This is a genomic window from Sphingomonas sp. UYP23, assembly GCF_054059235.1.
In genome coordinates this window covers 833,823-852,400 of sequence record NZ_JBSSBX010000001.1, presented here as the reverse complement: position 1 = coordinate 852,400, position 18,578 = coordinate 833,823, and the positions used below count along the sequence as shown (strand labels likewise).

Sequence of the window (18,578 nt, the reverse complement as noted above, 5' to 3'; positions counted from 1 at the left end):
GAATCGATATCCGCTTTAAGCAGGGGACGATTCAATGACCGAAGACACCATCACCGCAACGCTCGGCGCAGAAGCGCAGGACGATCTTCTTACCCGTGGCTTTGCGCGGCGCGACCTCGCGCGGATCGCCGCGGTGTTCGGCGTCGGCGCGCTCGCCGCGTCGGTCGGCCGGCCGGCCTTCGCATCGGGGGGCGTGCCCGATCCGGCGCCGACCGCCAAGGTTCGCATCGGCGCGAACGAATGCTGGACCGGCCCGCTCGCACCCGGGCAAAAGGCCGCAGCCGGCATGATCGCGCTCGGCAACCGCTATTCGCCGCATGACGAGCGCAGCGATTTCATCAAGGCGGTCATGTCGGTCGAGAGCGTGCCCTTTGACCATGTCGCGCCCTGGCCGGGATCGAGCGACCCGCTGTGCCGCGCCGTCATCACCTATTGTTCGCCGACCAAGGGCCTGGTCACCGCCGACCCGACCTTCGAACTCGCCGGGCGCACCGCCGCCTGGCTCGGCGCGTCGGTCAAGGCGGTGCCGCTCACCGCCGAATACACGCACGACGTCAAGGCGATGCTCGCCGCCAATCCCGATGCCGGACTCTATTACATCTGCACCCCCAACAACCCGACGGGCACGATTACCCCGCTCGCCGACATCGAATGGCTGATCGCGAACAAGCCGGCGGGATCGATGGTGCTGATCGACGAGGCCTATACGCATTTCGCGGGTGTTCCGGTCGCTTCCTATCTTGCGGTCAAGCATCCCGACGTGATCGTCATGCGCACCTTCTCCAAGCTGTTCGGCATGGCGGGGCTGCGGATGGGCTATGTCATTACCAATCCGGCCAATCTCACCAAGATGATGCGCTATGATGGCGGCATGCAGTCGGGCGCGTTGCCCGTCACCAGCCTGGCGTGCGCGACCGCCAGCCTCACCGCTGCCCCGCTGATCGTCGCACGCCGCGCCGAGATGCAGAGCGCACGCGGGCTGACACTCGATCACCTCAAGGCGCGTGGCGTTACCGTCTATCCGACCAACGCCAACATGTTCATGATCGACTGGAAGACCAAGCAGGCGAAGGACATGCAGGCGGCGTTCCGCAAGCAGAGCGTCGAGATCGGGCGGTCGTGGCCGATCTGGCCGACAGTCAGCCGCGTCACGGTCGGCTCGAGCGCTGAAATGAAAGCGTTCTGCACCGCCCTCGACAAGGTCATCGCTTAGTCCGCCCGCCGAACCGTCACCCCGGGCGTGTCCCGGGGCGCACCGTGATGCGCGCGCTGGCGTCGTAGTGGGTGCATCCCGGTTGCCCCGGGCACAGGCCGGGGTGACGAAGGGCGCGCGCTACGACGCGTCCGGCACGGCCGGCACGATCCGCGTGTACCAGCACGGATGGCCGGCCGCGTTTAGTTCGATATCGGGCACCCCGAGCGGGTCGCTGCCGGTCTCGATCCAGCCTGCGCCAAGGCAGTGGTTGCAGATCGCGCGCTTGCTGCGGAAGCTGACCAGGTCGATCTCGATATTCCATTGGCCGTGACCCTTGCAGACCGGGCACGCCGCATCGAGCGCGCCGTTGCGCGGCTGGAGCGGGATGATGTCGAAGGCGTGGGGGGATTCGGGCCCGGTACATTCGACGATCTGGCTGGCATGCGGCATCGGGGCGGTTTCTCCTTCCAGCGGCCAACGTGTCGCGGCGGCGTCGGCTCCGGCGCTAGCGTGATTTTGCGCGAGCGGGAAAGGGTGTTGGACACGCGGGAGCGGTTTCCGCGGCCCTCGATCGGCAAATCATATCGAGGCTGCAACAATCCGTGGGCGTCTGGGTTTCAGACGCGTGACCACTCCTTCAGACCCCTTGCCGCCATCCGCCCAACGTCCGCAGCGCTGGCGCCGACCAGCGCTCGCAATCGCCGCCGCCTTGCTCGCTGCGATCGGCGTGGTCGTGCTGGCGCTCGGCGCATTCCCGGTCGGGTTGCTGCGCGGCGTGGTCGAGAATCGCGTATCCGCCGCGCTCCACACCAAGGTCGAAATCGGCTCGGTGACGCGCGACAGCCTGTTTTCCTACACCTCGATCATCGCGCTGCGCGATGTCCGGATCGCGCAGCCGGCCTGGGCGGGGCGGGGGGATTTCGTGAGCGTTTCGACGGTGCGGGTGCGGGTGCCGATGTTGGCGCTGCTGACCGGACGGTTCCGGCCCGATCGCATCGTGATCGACGGCGCGCGCATCGCCCTGGTCCGCGACGCGGGCGGTCGCGCCAACTGGGAGCCCGATGGCAGCAAGCCCAAGCAAGACGGGACGAGCCGCCCGAGCCTGTCCGATCTCAATGTCACCAACACGCAGATCGTGCTGCGCGATGCCAAGCGCCAGTTGATCGTCGCGGGGCCGCTGTCGGTCGATGCGACGCACGGGCTGCGGCTCTCGGCGAAGGGCAGCTTCCGCGAGACGCCCGCGACTCTCGCGCTGACCGGCGGCCGGATCGCGGGGATCGACCCGACCGCGCCATACCCGTTTGCGGTGAAGCTTTCCTCGTCGGCGCTCGATTTCACGGCGCAAGGGACGATGCGGGGCGTGCTGGACACGCGCCACTTCACCGCGACGATCCGCGCGCAGGCGCCGACGCTCAAGAACCTCGATTATCTGATCGAGGCGGGGCTGTTCGGAACGCAGCCGATCGACCTCAACGGCACGATCCGCCACGATGCGCGCGACTGGTATATCGACCGGCTCGCCGGCACGATCGGCCGTTCGCGCCTCACCGCGCGCGCGACCGTCCACAAATACGGCATCCGCACCGCGATCGACGCGCGGATCCACGCGACGCAATTCGACTTCGACGATCTCGCCGACAGCCAGGGGCGCGCCGAGTCGGCGGCACGGCTCGCGCGGATCGGCCCGCGCGTGATCCCGCCGACGCGGATCGATCTGTCGAAGCTGTGGAAGACCGATGGGACGATCCGCTTCGCCGCCGACCGCGTGCTGTCGAAGGACGGTACGGTGTTCCAGAGCCTGTCGGGCACGCTAAACCTCGACAATCGTATGCTGACCGTCAGCGATGTCGTCGCAACGCTGGCGAACGGGCGGGTGACGGGCACACTCCGCGTCGATCATCGCAGCGGGCTGCCCAAGCTTGCGATCGACATGCGGCTCGCCGGGCTGAGGCTCGAACGACTGGTAGGTAAGCCCGACATGCTCGGCGGCGAAGTGCGCGGGCATATCGTGCTCAGCGGGCAGGGCGAGACGGTGCGCGACGCGCTCGCGCACGGCAGCGGCAAGGCGGCGATCGTCGCGACGCAGGGGCATGTCCAGCGGATGATCGCCGATGTGCTCGGGCAAAGCCTGAGCGGTGCGATCGCGCACGCGATCGGCGGGCCGAGTGATACCGTTCCGCTGCAGTGCCTCGTCGCCGATTTTCGCGGGACGAACGGCGTGCTGGTGCCGCGTCCGCTCGAGATCGATACGGGCAGCTCGGTCGGGCGCGGGGCGGGGCGGATCGTGCTCGATGGCGAGCGGATCGATCTGACGCTGGCGGGGACGAGCAAGAGCCGCGCGCTGCTGCGCATCACCGACCCGATCCGCATCGGCGGGACGCTGAGCGAGCCGAGCATCGCGGTCGCTGGCATCGGCGCGAAGGACAAACCGAGCGCGGGCGGCGTGCTGAAAGTGCTCGGGCGCTCGATCGGCCAGGCGCTCGGGCTGACCAAGACCGATCCGTCGGCAGGCGGCGCGGCGCCGCAGAGCTTCGCCTGCGCGCCCGCGGTTGCAGCCGCCTTGCGCTAGGCACAAAAAAAGGGCGGCCCGGAGAACCGGACCGCCCTTTCTTTTAGCAAACGCGATTAGGCGTGCTGCAGGTTCACAGCCGACATCTTGCCGCGCTTGTCCTGCTCGAGCTCGTACTGGACGCGCTGGTCCTTATCGAGCGTCGCCATGCCGGCGCGCTCGACGGCCGTGATGTGCACGAACGCGTCTTCGCCGCCGCCTTCAGGCGCGATGAAGCCATAGCCCTTGTCTGCGTTGAAAAACTTTACGGTTCCGATGGTCATAACATGATCCTTCTTGATGGGCCGACGCGAAGAGCCGCGTCGGCGGTTGCCGAAATCAGCAGAGAAAGAAGGAAGATGGTGCCGCAAAGCGCCCTAGACCGTCGATTTGCGAAAGTAGCAACGACTATGTAGCGCAGGTGCCGGGGAATTGCAAATCACGGTCGAATGAGCGTGTGCCCCTCCCCTTCAGGGGAGGGGATGGGGGTGGGGGAGGTCTCACCGAGTGGGCCGGCGCCTGAGTCGCGGCACGGCCCCACCCCAACCCCTCCCCTGAAGGGGAGGGGCTTAGATAGAAAAGGGCCGGGGTTTCCCCCGGCCCTCAAACTGTATCCGAAAGTCTCGGAAGGCTTACGCTGCCGAAACCTCGGCGACGTCGACCTTGATGCCCGCGCCCATCGTCGAGCTGACGGCGACCTTCTTGACATACTTGCCCTTGGCGCCGGTCGGCTTGGCCTTCACGATCGCGTCGACGAGTGCGTCGAAGTTCGCGCGCAGGTCTTCCGCCGGGAACGACGCCTTGCCGATGCCCGAGTGGATGATACCGGCCTTCTCGACGCGATATTCGATCTGGCCGCCCTTGGCAGCTTCGACTGCCGCAGCGACGTTCATCGTCACGGTGCCGAGCTTCGGGTTCGGCATCAGGCCCTTCGGACCCAGGATCTTGCCGAGACGACCGACGATGCCCATCATGTCCGGGGTCGCGATGCAGCGATCGAAATCGATCGTGCCGCCTTGGACGAGCTCCATCAGGTCTTCCGCACCGACGACGTCGGCGCCAGCGGCACGGGCTTCGTCAGCCTTTGCGCCCTTGGCGAACACGCCAACGCGGACGGTCTTGCCGGTGCCCTTGGGCAGCGTGACGACGCCGCGGACCATCTGGTCAGCGTGACGCGGATCGACGCCGAGGTTCAGCGCGACTTCGATCGTCTCGTCGAACTTCGAGGTTGCGCCCGACTTGGCGAGCGAGATCGCCTCGTCAATGCCGTGGAGCTTCTCACGATCAATCGTGATGGCCTTCTGCTTCTTGCTTACGAATGCCATGAGCTCAGCCCTCCACCACTTCGAGGCCCATCGCGCGGGCGCTGCCTTCGATGATCCGCGTCGCGGCTTCGAGATCGTTGGCGTTGAGATCCTTCATCTTCGCGGTCGCGATGTCGGCGAGCTGTGCACGCGAGATCTTGCCACCCGAAACCTTACCCGGCTCCTTCGAGCCCGACTTGATGTTGGCAGCCTTCTTGATGAGGTACGATGCCGGCGGCGTCTTGGTCTCGAACGAGAACGAACGGTCGGCATAGACGGTGATCACGGTCGGCAGCGGCGTGCCGACTTCCTGGTCGCCGGTCGATGCGTTGAACGCCTTGCAGAATTCCATGATGTTGACGCCGCGCTGACCCAGTGCAGGGCCGATCGGCGGGGATGGGTTGGCCTTGCCTGCAGGAACCTGCAGCTTGATATAGCCGGTAATCTTTTTTGCCATGTGGCGGTCTCACTCTCTTTCAAGTTTAGCGGTCCGTGCGGCAGGGCCAAAGCCCAGCCTCCCGCGACTCCCAGGCGACGTGCCGGGGAAGGCGGGGCGCATAGCGGAATGCGGTGCGCGAGGCAAACCCGATTGCACATGCCGATGTCACGCGTGCAACGTTTATGCGCCGCGTAAAAAACAATTTGTGTTATGCGTCTCATATTATCGAGGTTTTTGGCGCCCGATGACTGAGAGTTTTGCGCTCCCGCCGGTATCGGGATCGATCCATGCAAGAAACACTCCAGCGCTTGTTGGTAAAACTGAAGCGACGCAGTCCCTTCGCCGCCGCGGACGAAGCTGCGCTGCTCGGACTGCCCTTTACGCTCAAGGCGCTCGAGCCCGGCCATTATCTGGTTCGGCAGGGCGAGCGGGCGGACTTCACCTGCGTGTTGCTGGCGGGTTTCGCCTATCGCCAGAAGATCGTCGGGGATGGCGGGCGGCAGATCATCGCGCTGCAGGTCCCGGGCGACGCGGTCGACCTGCAGAATTCGCTGCTCAAGATCGCCGATCACAGCGTCCAGGCGTTGACGGCGATCACGATGGCGCGGGTTCCGTGGGTCGCCTTGCTCGAGATCGCGGCAAAATATCCCGCGATCGCGCATGCCTTCTGGCTCGACACGCTGGTCGACGGGTCGATCGCATGGGAGTGGATCGCCAATATCGGGCGGCGTGGTGCGCTGATGCGGCTGGCGCATCTGCTGTGCGAATGTGCGCTGCGGCTCGAAGTGGTCAATGACGAGGGCGGCGACAGCGACACACTGCCGATGACGCAGGAGCAGCTTGGCGATGCGCTCGGGCTCACCCCGGTTCACGTCAATCGAATGCTCAAGCTGCTCGAGCGCGACGGGCTGATCATGCGGCGCACGCGCGTGATCGTGATTCTCGATACGGCGCGGTTGCGCTCGGTGGCCGACTTTCAATCGGCCTATCTGCATCTGAATTTGCTCGAGGATTGACCCGAGTCCGTCACCCAGGCCTTGTGCCGGGGGCTACCATGCCGCGCATGCTGCCCTTGCAATGCGCGTGTCCCGTTGAGCCCCGGGACTAGCCTGGGGTGACGCGGGAGGGGGCAGAGCTTGCCGCAAGCGGCGCGGGAGTAAATCCCGCGTCTGGCGTCGGACGGGATCGCGTGCCGCGACCCGCCGGCCGGTCTTGGCCGTCTCGCGGATAGCTTCGCTATCCGCTTGCGGCCTGCGACTTACGACTTGGAGCGTTCGACCTGCTCGAACTCGAGCTCGACCGGCGTTGCGCGGCCGAAGATCGACACCGACACCTTGACGCGGCTGCGATCGAAATCGAGCTCTTCGACGATGCCGTTGAAGCTCGCGAACGGGCCGTCGAGCACCTTGACCGAATCGCCGATCTCGAAATCGACCTTAACCTTCTGCTTGGGCGCAGCGGCGGCGGCTTCGTCCTTGGTGCTGAGCATGCGCGCAGCTTCCGATTCCGGAATTGCCTGCGGCTTGCCGTTCGGACCGAGGAAGCCGGTCACCTTCGGGGTGTTCTTGACGAGGTGATAGACGTCGTCGTTCATGTTGAGCTTGGCGAGCACGTAGCCCGGCATGAACTTGCGCTCGACGAGAATCTTCTTGCCGCGGCGCGCCTCGGTGATCGTCTCGGTCGGGACCTCGATCTGCTCGACGAGCTGCTCGAGACCCATGCGGGTTGCTTCCGCCATGATCGAATCGCGGACCTTGCCCTCGAAACCCGAATACGCGTGAATGATGTACCAGCGTGCCATGTGTCTTTTACCTAGATTATTTGGCGAGGCTGAGCAGCAGGTGGACGATCGCTTCGAACCCCGTGTCGACGATGAAGAAGAACAGGCCGAGCAGCGTCGTCATGATGACGACCATCACGCCGGTCATGATCGTCTCGCGCCGGGTCGGCCAGACGACCTTCTTGGTCTCGGCCTGGACCTGTCGGATGAATTCGAGGGGAGTCGTCTTCGCCACGGTCTGTGCACTCATGTTCTTTTAGCCGAAGTTTGGACATGGGCCCGCCGCCCGGACCTGCCAAGGCCCGATGACGAGAATTCCCAATTTCGGAATGGATGGGGCGTAGCGCGTGTGGCGGGGTAAATCAAGCGGCGGGGCTGGGGGGCGTCCCGGGCCGACGACCCATCCTGTCGGACGTGCGTCGCGCAACCCGCCACCCGGTCCCGCGCGGCTCGCGCTATCCGCCCGGCGTTACGCGTCCGAATAATAATCCTTCGCGAACGCCTCCCCGGCAAAGGCGCGTTTCGCGGTCCACGGCTGGACCGGGTCGGTCCAATAGGGCGCGTCGGCGGGGAGCCCCAGCGCGACCAGGCTTTCGGCGACGAGATACATGCTGCCGGCATTCGAATACCAATCGCCCAGCGCCGGCTGGTGGCCGGTGAAGCCGATCGTCAGATAGCCGTTCGCGTCGAAATTCCCGGAGAAACGGAAGACCGCGCGTTGCGCCGCCAATGTCGCGCCGCGCACCTGGCCGGCGGGGAGCGATTTGGGCAGACGGCCCCGCCAGGCGAGCAGGCCGAGCGGCTGGAATACCGAGGTGCGATAGGTCAGCGAGCGGCCGATCGGCGGATAGCTGCCGTCGGGACCGACCATCCGTTCGAGACACTCGCCAAAGCGCTGCATCCGGCGATAGGCCTGCTCGAGCAGATCCTTGGTCGCCAGGCTGTTGAACTTCGCGCCCGTGGCGACGAGCACTTCGAGGATCTCGACGAGCATCGGATGGATGACGTAGGCGCCGTAGAAATCGAAATGGAAGTGCGGGCCGTCGCCATACCAGCCATCGCCGACATACCATTCGTTGACCTTGCGAATCGCGAGGTCGATCCGCACCGGGTCCCATTGCTCGCCGATCGACAGCAGGAATGCCTCGTTCATCGCGGCGAACAGCAGCCAGTTGGTGTAGGGCGGCGAGACGTCGCGCAGTCCTTTTATGACCGCGACGATACGTTGCTTGGTCGTCGTGTCGAGCGGTTCCCACAAGTGCTTGGGCGCGCGCATCAACGCGTTGGTGAAATAGGCCGAGTCGACGAGCGCCTGCGCCTGGCCGTGCCACAACAGGCAGTCGGGGCTGCGCGGATCGACCGATTGCGCGTAGCTCGCCACTGCCTGCTGCTGGAGCGTCTCGCGCAGCCGTCCCTCGGTCGTGGTATCCGCGGGAAGCGACAGCCACGGCGCGATTCCCGCCATCAGGCGACCGAAGCATTCGAGATAGGCGACGCCCGGATCGCGCCCGTCCCAGGTCGGGCTGAGCTCGGGCTTGAAGCGCGCGCGGAGCTGGGCGGTCGCCATCGGGCCGAGCACGGGCTTCGCCATCCGCGCAAGCAGATCGACCATATAGGCGCGGTCCGACGGTCCGACGGTCCGGCGGCCGGGCGCGGCGCAGCGTCCGCGCTGGTGCCGAGCGCGGTGTCGGCAACGAACCCGGTTGCAAGCGCGGCGGCCATGAAATCGCGACGCTTCATTGTGTCTTCCCCTGGCGGCGGTCGGTCGGCACGCGGAAATCGGCGGGCGCGGCGAGGACGTAGCGGTCCCACTCGGCGCGCGTGCGGAAGCCGCCGACGCCCTTGTCCCACGCCGAGCCCGAATAATAGACGAACGGCTTGCCCGGCTCGACCTTGAGCAGGACGAGGTAATTGTCGAAGTCGTTTTTCACATCGACGATCATCGCCGGATCGACCTTCAGCGCGATCGCCATCCGGCCGTGGATGCCGTCTTCGGCGCTCCAGAAGGAGAGAACGCCGTGTGCGCGGTCGACGGTTAGCGCGCCTTCGGTCGAGCTGATCGTGTGGCGGCCGATGCCGATGCCGACGATCAGCGGCCCCGGCTTGTCGGACGACAGCGTCGAGACCATTCGCGTGAACTGGGTTCCGATGGGCAGCGTGAAGCGGCGCGTCTCCCACACGCGGCGATCGACCTCGACCGGCCAGGGCGCATAATCGACCTCGAAATCGGCGGCGTCGGGGCCGTTCTTGAGGATGCGGTAGCGGGTGTAGTTGCGCGAGGTCCACAGCTTGTTGTCGTGCCAGATGCCGAGCCCGCCGGCGCCGCGGCCGGTGCCGACGTTGTAGAAGTCGAGCCCCTCGCCATGATAGCTGTGCTGGTCGCCGCTGCGCAGCTGGCGGTCGGTGAACGGCCAGATGACGTTCTTGCCCCACGAATCGATTCCCGAGCCCGATGGCGGCTCGGCCGCCTCGAGCGCGTGGCCGTAGATGCGGTGCGCGGTGCGGTCGTTTTCCCACAGGAGATCGTCGTAGCGATAGTCGGCGAGCTTGACCGCGGCGTGTGCCTGACGGTCGGGCGCGGACGGGAGCGGGGTGCTGATCGGCGGCATCTGCGGCGTGGGGGCCTCCTGCGCGACGGCGGCGCCGGCCAGGAGCAGCAGCGTACCGGCGAGCAGGCGCGAGGGCAGGCGCGCGCTCACTGGATCACCTCCGCGACGCCCGTCGCGGAAGCGGGGCGGGCGAGCGTCGGGGTGGTGCCTGCGCCGCTGAACGGGCTCAGCCGGAAGCCGAAGCTGCGCGGGGCGAGCGCGATCCGGTAGCGCGGCAGCGGGCGCCCGGTCTGGTCCCATTGCGTGTCGCCCCCGATTCCGGACTGGACTGCATCGATCATCAACGAAACCTCATCATGGGGAACGATATCCGAGCTGCGGCGCGTGCCCGGGGCACGGTGCGACAGATCGTCGTACGGGAAGGCGAGCGCGTTCATCGACAGCGGCGCATCGCCCTGCACGCGCAGGCCGCCGGTTGCGTGATCCGACAGCTCCATCCAGCGCACATCGACCTTGTTGCCGGTTTCCTGCGGCCGCATGTAATCGTGGTTCTGCTCGGCGATCAGCCCGCGCCACAGGCCGAGCGGCGCGCTGGTCTTGCGGTCCGCATAGCTTTCGTGCGGGCCGCGGCCATACCATTCGAGCGTGTCGAAGCTGGCGGGCATGACATAGGCGAGGCCCAACCGCAGCGGATCGGGGAGGTCGGTGCGCAGCGGGGTGAAGCTGCCCTCGACCGCCACCGTGCCGTCGCCCGCCATCGCGTAACGCGTGACGAAGCGCGCGACGTCCTTGCCGATGCGGTAGCGGATCGTGACGGCGGCGCCGTCGGGCGTTGTGTGCTGCTCGACCGCCTCGACGATGCGGTCGCTCGAGGCTGTCTTCCAGACGGCATGGGTGCGCTCGACGCCGACGCCGACGTCGTTGTCGGTCAAGGCGCGGTAGAAATCGGGCGTCCCGCCGCGCAGCAGCGTGCGGCCGTTCGCGCCGTAGCGGACGAGCAGCCCGGTCTTGCGATCGAGCACCAGCTCGGCCCCGGCGGCACGCAGCGTGACCATGCCGCCTGCCTGCGAGAGATCGACCTTGCCCGTGGCGGCGGGCTTGGCGACCGCGGCCCCCGCGCCGAGCGGGAACTGTTCCCAGCCGATCACCTGGCCCGCGGCGATCGCGGGGGTGCTCGCATCCTTGGCGCGGGCGACGACGTTGAGCAGATATTCGGCGCCTGGCTTGCGCGCGATCGTGGGCAGCGCGAGCGTCGTCGTTTCGTGGCCGCGTGCCGCTGTGGCGAGCGCGGGCATCGTCCCGCGCGCGACGACGACACCGTCCTCGAGGATCTGCCAGCCGAGATCGAGCCCGGCGAGGCTCGCGAAATCATAATGGTTCGCGACGCGCAGTGCGCCGCTGGCGGGGTCGAAGCCCTCGAACTGGATCGGCGCATAGACCTTGGTCAGCTCGAACAGCTGCGGGTTGGGGGTGCGGTCGGACTGGATCAGACCGTCGCCGAATTCCAATTCGCCGCCGGGGTTGGGGCCATATTCGCCGCCCATCCCCCAATAGCGCCGCCCATCCTTGGTCTTGCGATACATCGACTGGTCGACCCAGTCCCAGATGAAGCCGCCTTGGAGCTTGTCGGGATGTGCATAGATCGCATCCCAATATTCCTTCAGGTCGCCGCCCGAATTGCCCATCATATGCGCATATTCGCACATGATTAAAGGCTGCCGGAACGACCAGTTGGTCGCGTAATCGACGAGCTTTGCAGCGGAGTCGTACATCGGCGCGTAGATGTCGGTGAAATCGTTGGGATGATGCTCGAACCGCCCGTCCCACGTGCCCCAGCCGAGATAGCTGATCAGCCGCGACGGATCGCGCTGCTTGGCCGCTGCCGCTGCGGCGGCGAAGTTCGGGCCGATTCCGGCCTCGTTGCCGAGCGACCAGAAGAGGATCGAGGGGTGGTTCTTGTCGCGCTCGACCATGTTGGTGACGCGCGTGACGTGCGCGGCCTTCCAGGCGGGATCGAAGCCGAGCTGATATTGCCCGCGCTGCGTGGGATGGTTGTTCGACCAGTCCATATAGGCGTGGCTCTCGATATCGGCCTCGTCCATGACATAGAGGCCATAGCGGTCGGCGAGTTCGTAGAGCCGCGGTTCGTTGGGGTAATGCGAGGTGCGGATCGCGTTGATGTTGGCGCGCTTCATCAGCTGGATGTCGCGCTCCATCGATTCGAGCGAGATGACGTGGAAGGTCTCGGGATCATGCTCGTGGCGGTTGACGCCGCGGATCGTGATCGGCTGACCGTTGACCGTGACGAGCCCGTTCTGGATGGCGACGGTGCGCAAGCCGATACGGCTGTAGGTCGACTGCACGATCGCGCCCTTCGCGTCGTAGAGCTCGACCAGCAGCATGTAGAGATTGGGCGTCTCGGCGGTCCAAGGTTTGACGTCTGGGATCGTCGTTGCGAGTGAGACGGTACGTTCGGCTGCGCCTGCGGCGATCGATGTCGATTTCTCGGTGACGATCCGGTCGCCGTCGAGCAGCACGATCCGCGCGCTCGTCGCGGCCTTGGCGGGCGTAACCACAAGATCGACCGCGAGCTTGCCGTCGCGGTAGCGCTCGTCGAGCCCGGCATGGACGAAGAAGTCGCGGATCCGCGTCTTGGGTGCGGCCATCAGGAACACTTCGCGCTCGATCCCCGAGACGCGCCAGAAATCCTGGTCCTCGAGATAGCTGCCGTCGGACCAGCGATAGACCTGGATCGCGATCGTGTTGTGGCCGGGTTTCAGATAGCGGCTGACGTCGAATTCCGACGGCAGCTTGCTGTCCTCCGAATAGCCGACCTTGGCGCCGTTGACCCAGACGTAATAAGCCGATCCCGCCGCGCCGATATGGAGGATCACGTCGCTGCCCGACCAGCCCGCCGGCACCTCGACATCGCGGCGGTACGATCCGACCGGGTTGATCGCGTGTGGGATCAGCGGGCGGTTGGCGGGGAAGGGGTAGGTGATGTTGTTGTAGCGCGCCTGGTCGTAGCCTTCGGCCTGCCAGTCGGCGGGGACCTTGATCGTCTTCCACTGCGAGACGTCGTAACCGGGCTTTTCGAACCCCGTCGGCAGATGATCGGCATTGGGCGAGAGCGCGAACGCCCATTGGCCGCTCAAAAGCAAGAAGCGATCGGACTTGGTGCGATGCCCGGCGATCGCCTTGGCGCGGCTTTCGAACGGGAAGCCGGTCGCGCGTGGCGGCTCCTTACCGATTGCGAAGACGGCAGGATTTTCCCAATCGGGGCGATCCGGCGAGACCTGTGGCTGGATTGGCGGCGCCGGCTGGCTCTGCGCTGCCACGGCGACCGGCGCGAGGCATGCTGCGCCCGCGAGCAATAAAGGGAATGCCGAACGCACGATGACGCCTCTCCGTTGACCGTAGCGCTCAGCGCTCTTCGATGTTAGCAGTTATGCTACAACTGCAGAATTCGTATGACAAGCAGCGAGCGCCGCGCTTTCCCGGCGCCGTTGCGGAGGAGACGCCGGTGGCACGACATTCAGCCTCGCTGACCGATGGGCTGTTCGCCAAGCTTGAGGAGCGCATCCGCAGCGGCGCGATGCCGCCGGGGTCGCGCTTCCCGACGCAGCTCGAAATCTCGGCGGCGGAGAATGTCAGCCGCACCGTAGTGCGCGAAGCGGTCGCGCGGCTGTCGGCGCAGGGGCTGACGACGTCGCGCCAGGGGTCGGGCGTGTTCGTCGCCGCAACCGCGCAATACCGCGCGTTTCAGGTGACGCGCGACGAAATGAGCGAGCTCACCGACGTCATCAAATTGCTCGAGATGCGGCTCGCGCTCGAGACCGAGATGGCGGCGCTCGCGGCGGCGCGGCGCACCACCGCCGACATCGGCGCGATCCGCGATGCGCTTGCGCAGATGGAGGCGGTGATCGACGATCCCGAAGCCGCCGCGCGCGCCGACAGCGGCTTCCACCTCGCGATCGCCCGCGCGACGCAGAACCACTATTACGAGCGGCTGATCGAATTTCTGGGGTTGCGCCTCGTCCCACCGCGCAATCTCTATCTGCGCGATCAGTCGGAAGAAGCGCACCGCGCTTATGCCGCCAAGGTACAGGGCGAGCATGAGGCGATCCTCGACGCGATCGTGCGGATGGATTCGACGCGCGCGCGAGAGGCGGCGCGGCATCACATGCAGGAAAGCCTCAGCCGCCACTCGCAATTGAGCGAGACGACCAGCCTGCGGCCGAAGGTGGAGGATAGCGGCGCGAACGATTGACGACCGCTTTTAGTTGTACTACAACTAAGCGGATCCCGGCGTCAGATTTCGGGGCAGCCGGGAAGGTGAGTGGCCTGAATGCGTAGACTATGCCGATCGGGCCATCGACCATCCCGCGCGATGAAGCGCCCCCAGCCATGACCGCGGCTGACGCGACGATCACCGATGCCGCGCGCCGCGCCGGATCGTATCGCTGGGTGATTTGCGGGCTGCTGTTTGCCGCCACCGCGATCAACTATGTCGACCGGCAGATGATCGGCGTGCTCAAGCCGTTGCTGCAGGCCGATCTCGGCTGGCGCGAGAGCCAATATGCCGACATCGTCTTCTGGTTCCAGGCGGCCTATGCGATCGGTTTCTTGGCGGTCGGGCGGATGATCGACGTGGCGGGCGCGCGCGTCGGCTACGCGATCGCCTTCACCTTCTGGACGATTGCGCATGTCGCGCACGGCTTCGTCGGTGGCGTTACACAATTTGCGATCGCGCGGTTCGCGCTCGGGCTCGGGGAATCGGGCAATTTTCCGGCGGGTCTGAAGGCGGTCGCCGAATGGTTTCCGCAACGCGAGCGCGCCTTTGCGGTCGGCATCTTCAATGCCGGCGCCAATGTCGGTGCGATTGTGACGCCTTTGCTCGTGCCAGCGATCGCGCTGGCTTACGGCTGGCGCGCGGCGTTCGTCGCGACCGGCGCGTTCAGCGTCATCTGGCTGGTCGCATGGCTCGCCATCTATCGCCGTCCGACCGAGCATCCGCGCGTCTCGCCCGCCGAACTCGCCTTGATCCAGAGCGATCCGGTGCAGCCGAGCGCGCCGCTGCCGTGGCGGCGGCTGTTCGGGATCCGCGCGACCTGGGCCTATGCGGTGCCCAAATTCCTCACCGATCCGATCTGGTGGATGTTCCTGTTCTGGCTGCCCGACTTTCTTGGCAAGCGTTACGGGCTCGATCTCAAGAGCTTCGGCCCACCGCTGATCGTGATCTACGTGATGTCCGATCTGGGGAGCATCGCGGGCGGCTGGGCGTCGTCGCGAATGATCCGCGCCGGGGTCAGCGTCAACGCCGCGCGGAAGCTGACGATGCTGGTCTGCGCGTTTGCGGTGCTGCCGATCGTCACGGTGCAATATATCGATTCGCTGTGGACCGCGGTGCTGCTGATCGGGCTGGCGACCGCGGGGCATCAGGCCTTCTCCGCCAATCTGCTGACCCTGCCGTCCGATCTCTTCCCGCGCACCGCTGTGGGCTCGGTCGTCGGGATCGGCGGGACGGCAGGCGCGATCGGCGGGATGCTGATCGCCAAGTTCGTCGGCTACGTCCTCGATCTGTCAGGCAGCTATGCGCCGATCTTCGCGGTGGCGGGCGGCGCCTATTTCGTCGCGCTGATCGCGCTCCACCTGCTCAGTCCCAGGCTCGCGCGGGTCGCTGTCGATCCGGCCGGCACGCCCCTTCCGGAAGGTTCGTCATGATCGCTCGCTTGCTCGTCCTGCTCGCCAGCACCGCGCTGCTGTCGGCGCCGCTCTATGCCGCGCCCGCGTCACAGGCGGCTGCGGCGCCCCAGGCGCGCGACGCCGTCGCGCTCGCCACCAAGCTTGCCCAGTGGCAGCTCGCGCACATGACCGACACCGGCCATGTCTCGCGGATCACCACCGAGACGCGCAATCCGCGCGCGTGGGAGCAAGCGGTGTTCTGGGTCGGCATGACCGCGCTCGCCGATGCCGGGGCGCCGCAAGCGATAGGGCAGGCGGTCGTCGCAATGGGGCGCGCCAACGCCTGGACGCCGGCGAAGCGGCCCTATCATGCCGACGATCTCGTCATCACCCAATCCTATCTGTGGGCGGCAAAACATGGCGCGGGCGCTGCGGCACTCGCCCCGTCGCGCGCGCGCTTCGACTATATCGTCGCCAATCCGCCGCGCGTCGGACTCGCTTTCTATCAGCCGCCGTCGGGCTATGACGGCACCGAATGCCTGACGCGCTATTGCTGGTGCGACGCTTTGTTCATGGCGCCGCCCGCGATGATCGAGCTGTCGCGCCAGACCGGCGACCGCCGCTACCGCGACTATGCCCTGCGCGAATTCTGGGCGACGACCGACTTCCTGTTCGATCCCGCCGAACACCTCTTCTACCGCGACAGCCGCTTCTTCGAGCGCCGCGACGAGGCGCAACGCAAGCAGTTCTGGAGCCGCGGCAATGGCTGGGTGTTCGCGGCGATGGCGCGGATCATCCCGCTGCTGCCCAAGGGTGATCCCGACCGCGTACGGATGGAAAAGCTGTTCGTCGAAATGGCGGGGACGCTGAAAGGTCTCCAGAAGCCCGACGGCTATTGGGCGCCGTCGTTGCTCGCGCCCGAGGAGTCGCCGCCGGAATCGAGCGGGACGGGTTTCTACACCTACGGCATGGCGTGGGGCGTCAGAGCGGGCCTGCTCGACCGCACGGCCTATACGCCGGTGGTGCGCAAGGGCTGGGACGCGCTCGTCCGCAGTCTGCAGCCCGATGGCCGGCTCGGCTGGGTGCAGCAGGTCAGCGACCGCCCCGAACGCGTCGCGGCCGACGACACGCAATTCTACGGCGTCGGCGCCTTCCTGCTCGCGGCGACCGCCGTCGCCGAGCTCGACCGCGCGCCGTCCAAGCGCTGATCCTTTCCCGGAGTATCCCTGTGTTCGAAAAGACCTATTACGCGACGCACCCCGACATGATGGCGTGCGCGTCGAACGAGGAGCTGCGCGATCGCTACCGCGTCGGCGGCCTGTTCCGTTCCGGCGAGATCGTGCTGACCTATTCGCATGGCGAGCGCTTCATCATCGGGGGCGCGGTGCCCGGCGCGGCGACGCTCGCACTGCCGCATCAGACCGAGCCGGCGAGCGCTGCCGGCCATCCGCTGCTCGAGCGGCGCGAACTCGGGATCGTCAATATCGGCGGGCCTGGCGTGGTTACGGTCGATGGGCAGACGTTCGCGCTCGATCGGTGCGAGGCGCTGTACGTCCCGATGGGCTCTGTCGACGTGACTTTCGCGGGTGCGGAAGCGCGCTATTATCTGCTCAGCGTCCCCGCGCACCGCGCCTTCCCGTTGCGCAAGCTGGCGATGGCCGACGTCACGCCGCTCGAGCGCGGCAGCCTGGAGGAATCGAACGACCGGACGATCTACCAGTTGCTGCTGCCGCATACCTGCGGGAGCGCGTCGCTGTGTCTCGGGATGACGCTGCTCAAGCCCGGCAGCGTGTGGAACACGATGCCGCCGCACATCCATGAGCGGCGCTCGGAAATCTATCTCTACTTCGATCTCGGCCCCGATGATCGCGTGTTCCATTACATGGGACAGGAGGATGCGCTGCGGCACATCGTGCTGGCGAACGAGGAAGCAGTGATCTCACCGCCCTGGTCGGTGCATATGGGCGCGGGGACACGCGCGTACGGGTTCATCTGGGCGATGGCGGGCGAGAATCTCGACTATAACGACATGAATGTGCTGGATATCTGCCAGCTGCGCTGAGCGCTGCCGGCAAGACCCGGTCTTCCCATCAGCGGGGATAACGATCTACGAGCGGTGCAGACCTTCACGCGATATGGGAAGCCCGCTTGGACCGGATCGAAGGCATGACCCTTTTCCTCAGGGTCATCGAACATGGCAGCTTCTCGGCGGCGGCGCGCAGCATCGACGTGCCCGTTCAGACCGTCAGCCGCAAGATCGCCGATCTCGAACGCCATCTCGGCGCACAACTGCTGCAGCGCACGACGCGCAACCTCGCACTGACCGACGCGGGCAGCGGCTTCGCCGCCGCCGCGCGGCGCATCGTCGCCTCGGTCGAGGAGGCCGAGCGCGAGGCGGCGGGGGAATTCGTCACTCCCAAGGGCGACCTTGTGATCACCGCGCCGCTGTTTTTCGGCCGGCTCCATGTTGTCCCGATCGTTACCGACTTCCTCGCCGCCTATCCCGAGATCAATATCCATCTCGTGCTCAGGGATACCGTCGTTGATCTGCTCGACGCCCAGATCGATGCCGCAGTCCGGATCGGACGCCTGCCCGACAGCGGGATGATTGCGACCCGAGTCGGCGAGATTCGCGTCGTTGCCGCAGCGAGCCCCGTCCTGCTCGCGCACCACGGCGTCCCGAAGACGCCTGCGGCGCTGGGGACTTTGCCGTGTATCGCGACCGATGGCGCGACCGTGTCGGCGGCCTGGCGCTTTCGCGACCCTGACACGCGGGTGATCTCCGAAGCCCTGACGCGGCCGCGGCTGACGACCGGTGCCGAAGCGGCGGCCGAGGCGGCGATCCGGGGCGCTGGCGTCGTCCGCGCGCTCTCCTATCAGGTGCACGACGCGGTGCGCGACGGCGCATTGTCCCTCATCCTGGAGCAGTTCGAACTCGACCCCTTGCCGGTCCATCTGGTGCATCTCCCGCGCGAGCAACTGCCGCTCAAGATGCGGCATTTTCTCGATTTTGCGGCACCGCGGGTGCGAAGGACGCTACGCGACCTTACCGCATGGGGGCGGCCGGACTGACCGCGC

17 protein-coding genes are annotated in these 18,578 nt (G+C 66.3%); 8 read left to right on the top strand and 9 right to left on the bottom strand.

All coding sequences use genetic code 11. The annotated features are described in order from the left end of the window. Nucleotides 1-34: 34 nt before the first annotated feature. On the top strand, nucleotides 35-1,213 hold the full coding sequence (locus ACVWYO_RS04365; RefSeq protein ID WP_457348950.1) for a pyridoxal phosphate-dependent aminotransferase: 1,179 nt from the start codon (nucleotides 35-37) through the stop codon (nucleotides 1,211-1,213). A gap of 120 nt (nucleotides 1,214-1,333) precedes the next feature. Here the strand turns inward: ACVWYO_RS04365 and ACVWYO_RS04360 are convergent, their stop codons facing one another. Then, nucleotides 1,334-1,645 (bottom strand): hypothetical protein, encoded by a 312-nt coding sequence (locus ACVWYO_RS04360; protein ID WP_457348949.1) that lies wholly within the window; start codon nucleotides 1,643-1,645, stop codon nucleotides 1,334-1,336. Between the two features lie 175 nt (nucleotides 1,646-1,820). Here ACVWYO_RS04360 and ACVWYO_RS04355 point away from each other — a divergent pair, with 175 nt between their 5' ends. Then, nucleotides 1,821-3,764 (top strand): AsmA family protein, encoded by a 1,944-nt coding sequence (locus tag ACVWYO_RS04355; RefSeq protein ID WP_457348948.1) that lies wholly within the window; start codon nucleotides 1,821-1,823, stop codon nucleotides 3,762-3,764. Nucleotides 3,765-3,820: 56 nt separating this feature from the next. Here the strand turns inward: ACVWYO_RS04355 and ACVWYO_RS04350 are convergent, their stop codons facing one another. The 3 genes from ACVWYO_RS04350 to rplK all read right to left on the bottom strand — a co-directional run bounded on the left by ACVWYO_RS04350 (nucleotide 3,821) and on the right by rplK (nucleotide 5,504). Next, nucleotides 3,821-4,027 carry a cold-shock protein gene (locus ACVWYO_RS04350; RefSeq protein ID WP_133190054.1) on the bottom strand — a complete coding sequence of 69 codons (207 nt, stop codon included), beginning with the start codon at nucleotides 4,025-4,027 and terminating at the stop codon, nucleotides 3,821-3,823. Between the two features lie 348 nt (nucleotides 4,028-4,375). Next, nucleotides 4,376-5,068, bottom strand: coding sequence for a 50S ribosomal protein L1 (gene rplA / locus ACVWYO_RS04345; RefSeq protein WP_457348947.1), 693 nt, complete (start codon nucleotides 5,066-5,068; stop codon nucleotides 4,376-4,378). Nucleotides 5,069-5,072: 4 nt separating this feature from the next. Next, on the bottom strand, nucleotides 5,073-5,504 hold the full coding sequence (gene rplK, locus ACVWYO_RS04340) for a 50S ribosomal protein L11 (protein WP_133190050.1): 432 nt from the start codon (nucleotides 5,502-5,504) through the stop codon (nucleotides 5,073-5,075). A 269-nt stretch (nucleotides 5,505-5,773) separates the two neighbouring features. On the opposite strand from rplK, the gene ACVWYO_RS04335 reads away from it, so the two are divergent. After that, nucleotides 5,774-6,502: a Crp/Fnr family transcriptional regulator gene (locus tag ACVWYO_RS04335; protein ID WP_457348946.1), complete on the top strand. Its 729-nt coding sequence runs from the start codon at nucleotides 5,774-5,776 to the stop codon at nucleotides 6,500-6,502. Between the two features lie 242 nt (nucleotides 6,503-6,744). Here the strand turns inward: ACVWYO_RS04335 and nusG are convergent, their stop codons facing one another. From nusG to ACVWYO_RS04310, 5 genes are all read right to left on the bottom strand, one after another. After that, nucleotides 6,745-7,287: a transcription termination/antitermination protein NusG gene (gene nusG, locus ACVWYO_RS04330; RefSeq protein WP_010185156.1), complete on the bottom strand. Its 543-nt coding sequence runs from the start codon at nucleotides 7,285-7,287 to the stop codon at nucleotides 6,745-6,747. 16 nt (nucleotides 7,288-7,303) lie between these two features. Then, entirely contained in the window at nucleotides 7,304-7,501 is a 198-nt protein-coding gene (gene secE, locus ACVWYO_RS04325) for a preprotein translocase subunit SecE (protein WP_029625164.1), read from the bottom strand. 234 nt (nucleotides 7,502-7,735) lie between these two features. Further along, on the bottom strand, nucleotides 7,736-8,878 hold the full coding sequence (locus ACVWYO_RS04320; protein ID WP_457348945.1) for a DUF2264 domain-containing protein: 1,143 nt from the start codon (nucleotides 8,876-8,878) through the stop codon (nucleotides 7,736-7,738). Between the two features lie 124 nt (nucleotides 8,879-9,002). Beyond that, the gene (locus ACVWYO_RS04315; protein ID WP_457348944.1) at nucleotides 9,003-9,965 is read right to left on the bottom strand and encodes a DUF4861 family protein; all 963 of its coding nucleotides are present in this window, start codon (nucleotides 9,963-9,965) and stop codon (nucleotides 9,003-9,005) included. After that, on the bottom strand, nucleotides 9,962-13,210 hold the full coding sequence (locus ACVWYO_RS04310) for a glycoside hydrolase family 2 TIM barrel-domain containing protein (RefSeq protein ID WP_457348943.1): 3,249 nt from the start codon (nucleotides 13,208-13,210) through the stop codon (nucleotides 9,962-9,964). Before ACVWYO_RS04310 ends, ACVWYO_RS04315 begins: the two co-directional genes overlap by 4 nt. A gap of 128 nt (nucleotides 13,211-13,338) precedes the next feature. Between ACVWYO_RS04310 and ACVWYO_RS04305 the strand changes: the two genes are divergently transcribed. The 5 genes from ACVWYO_RS04305 to ACVWYO_RS04285 all read left to right on the top strand — a co-directional run bounded on the left by ACVWYO_RS04305 (nucleotide 13,339) and on the right by ACVWYO_RS04285 (nucleotide 18,572). Continuing rightward, nucleotides 13,339-14,085 carry a FadR/GntR family transcriptional regulator gene (locus ACVWYO_RS04305; RefSeq protein ID WP_457348942.1) on the top strand — a complete coding sequence of 249 codons (747 nt, stop codon included), beginning with the start codon at nucleotides 13,339-13,341 and terminating at the stop codon, nucleotides 14,083-14,085. Nucleotides 14,086-14,222: 137 nt separating this feature from the next. After that, nucleotides 14,223-15,539, top strand: a complete 1,317-nt coding sequence (locus ACVWYO_RS04300) for an MFS transporter (protein WP_457348941.1) — start codon at nucleotides 14,223-14,225, stop codon at nucleotides 15,537-15,539. Then, the gene (locus ACVWYO_RS04295) at nucleotides 15,536-16,708 is read left to right on the top strand and encodes a glycoside hydrolase family 88/105 protein (RefSeq protein ID WP_457348940.1); all 1,173 of its coding nucleotides are present in this window, start codon (nucleotides 15,536-15,538) and stop codon (nucleotides 16,706-16,708) included. Before ACVWYO_RS04300 ends, ACVWYO_RS04295 begins: the two co-directional genes overlap by 4 nt. 20 nt (nucleotides 16,709-16,728) lie before the next feature. Further along, entirely contained in the window at nucleotides 16,729-17,562 is an 834-nt protein-coding gene (kduI, locus tag ACVWYO_RS04290; protein ID WP_457348939.1) for a 5-dehydro-4-deoxy-D-glucuronate isomerase, read from the top strand. A gap of 104 nt (nucleotides 17,563-17,666) precedes the next feature. After that, nucleotides 17,667-18,572 carry a LysR family transcriptional regulator gene (locus ACVWYO_RS04285; protein ID WP_457348938.1) on the top strand — a complete coding sequence of 302 codons (906 nt, stop codon included), beginning with the start codon at nucleotides 17,667-17,669 and terminating at the stop codon, nucleotides 18,570-18,572. Nucleotides 18,573-18,578: the final 6 nt, after the last annotated feature.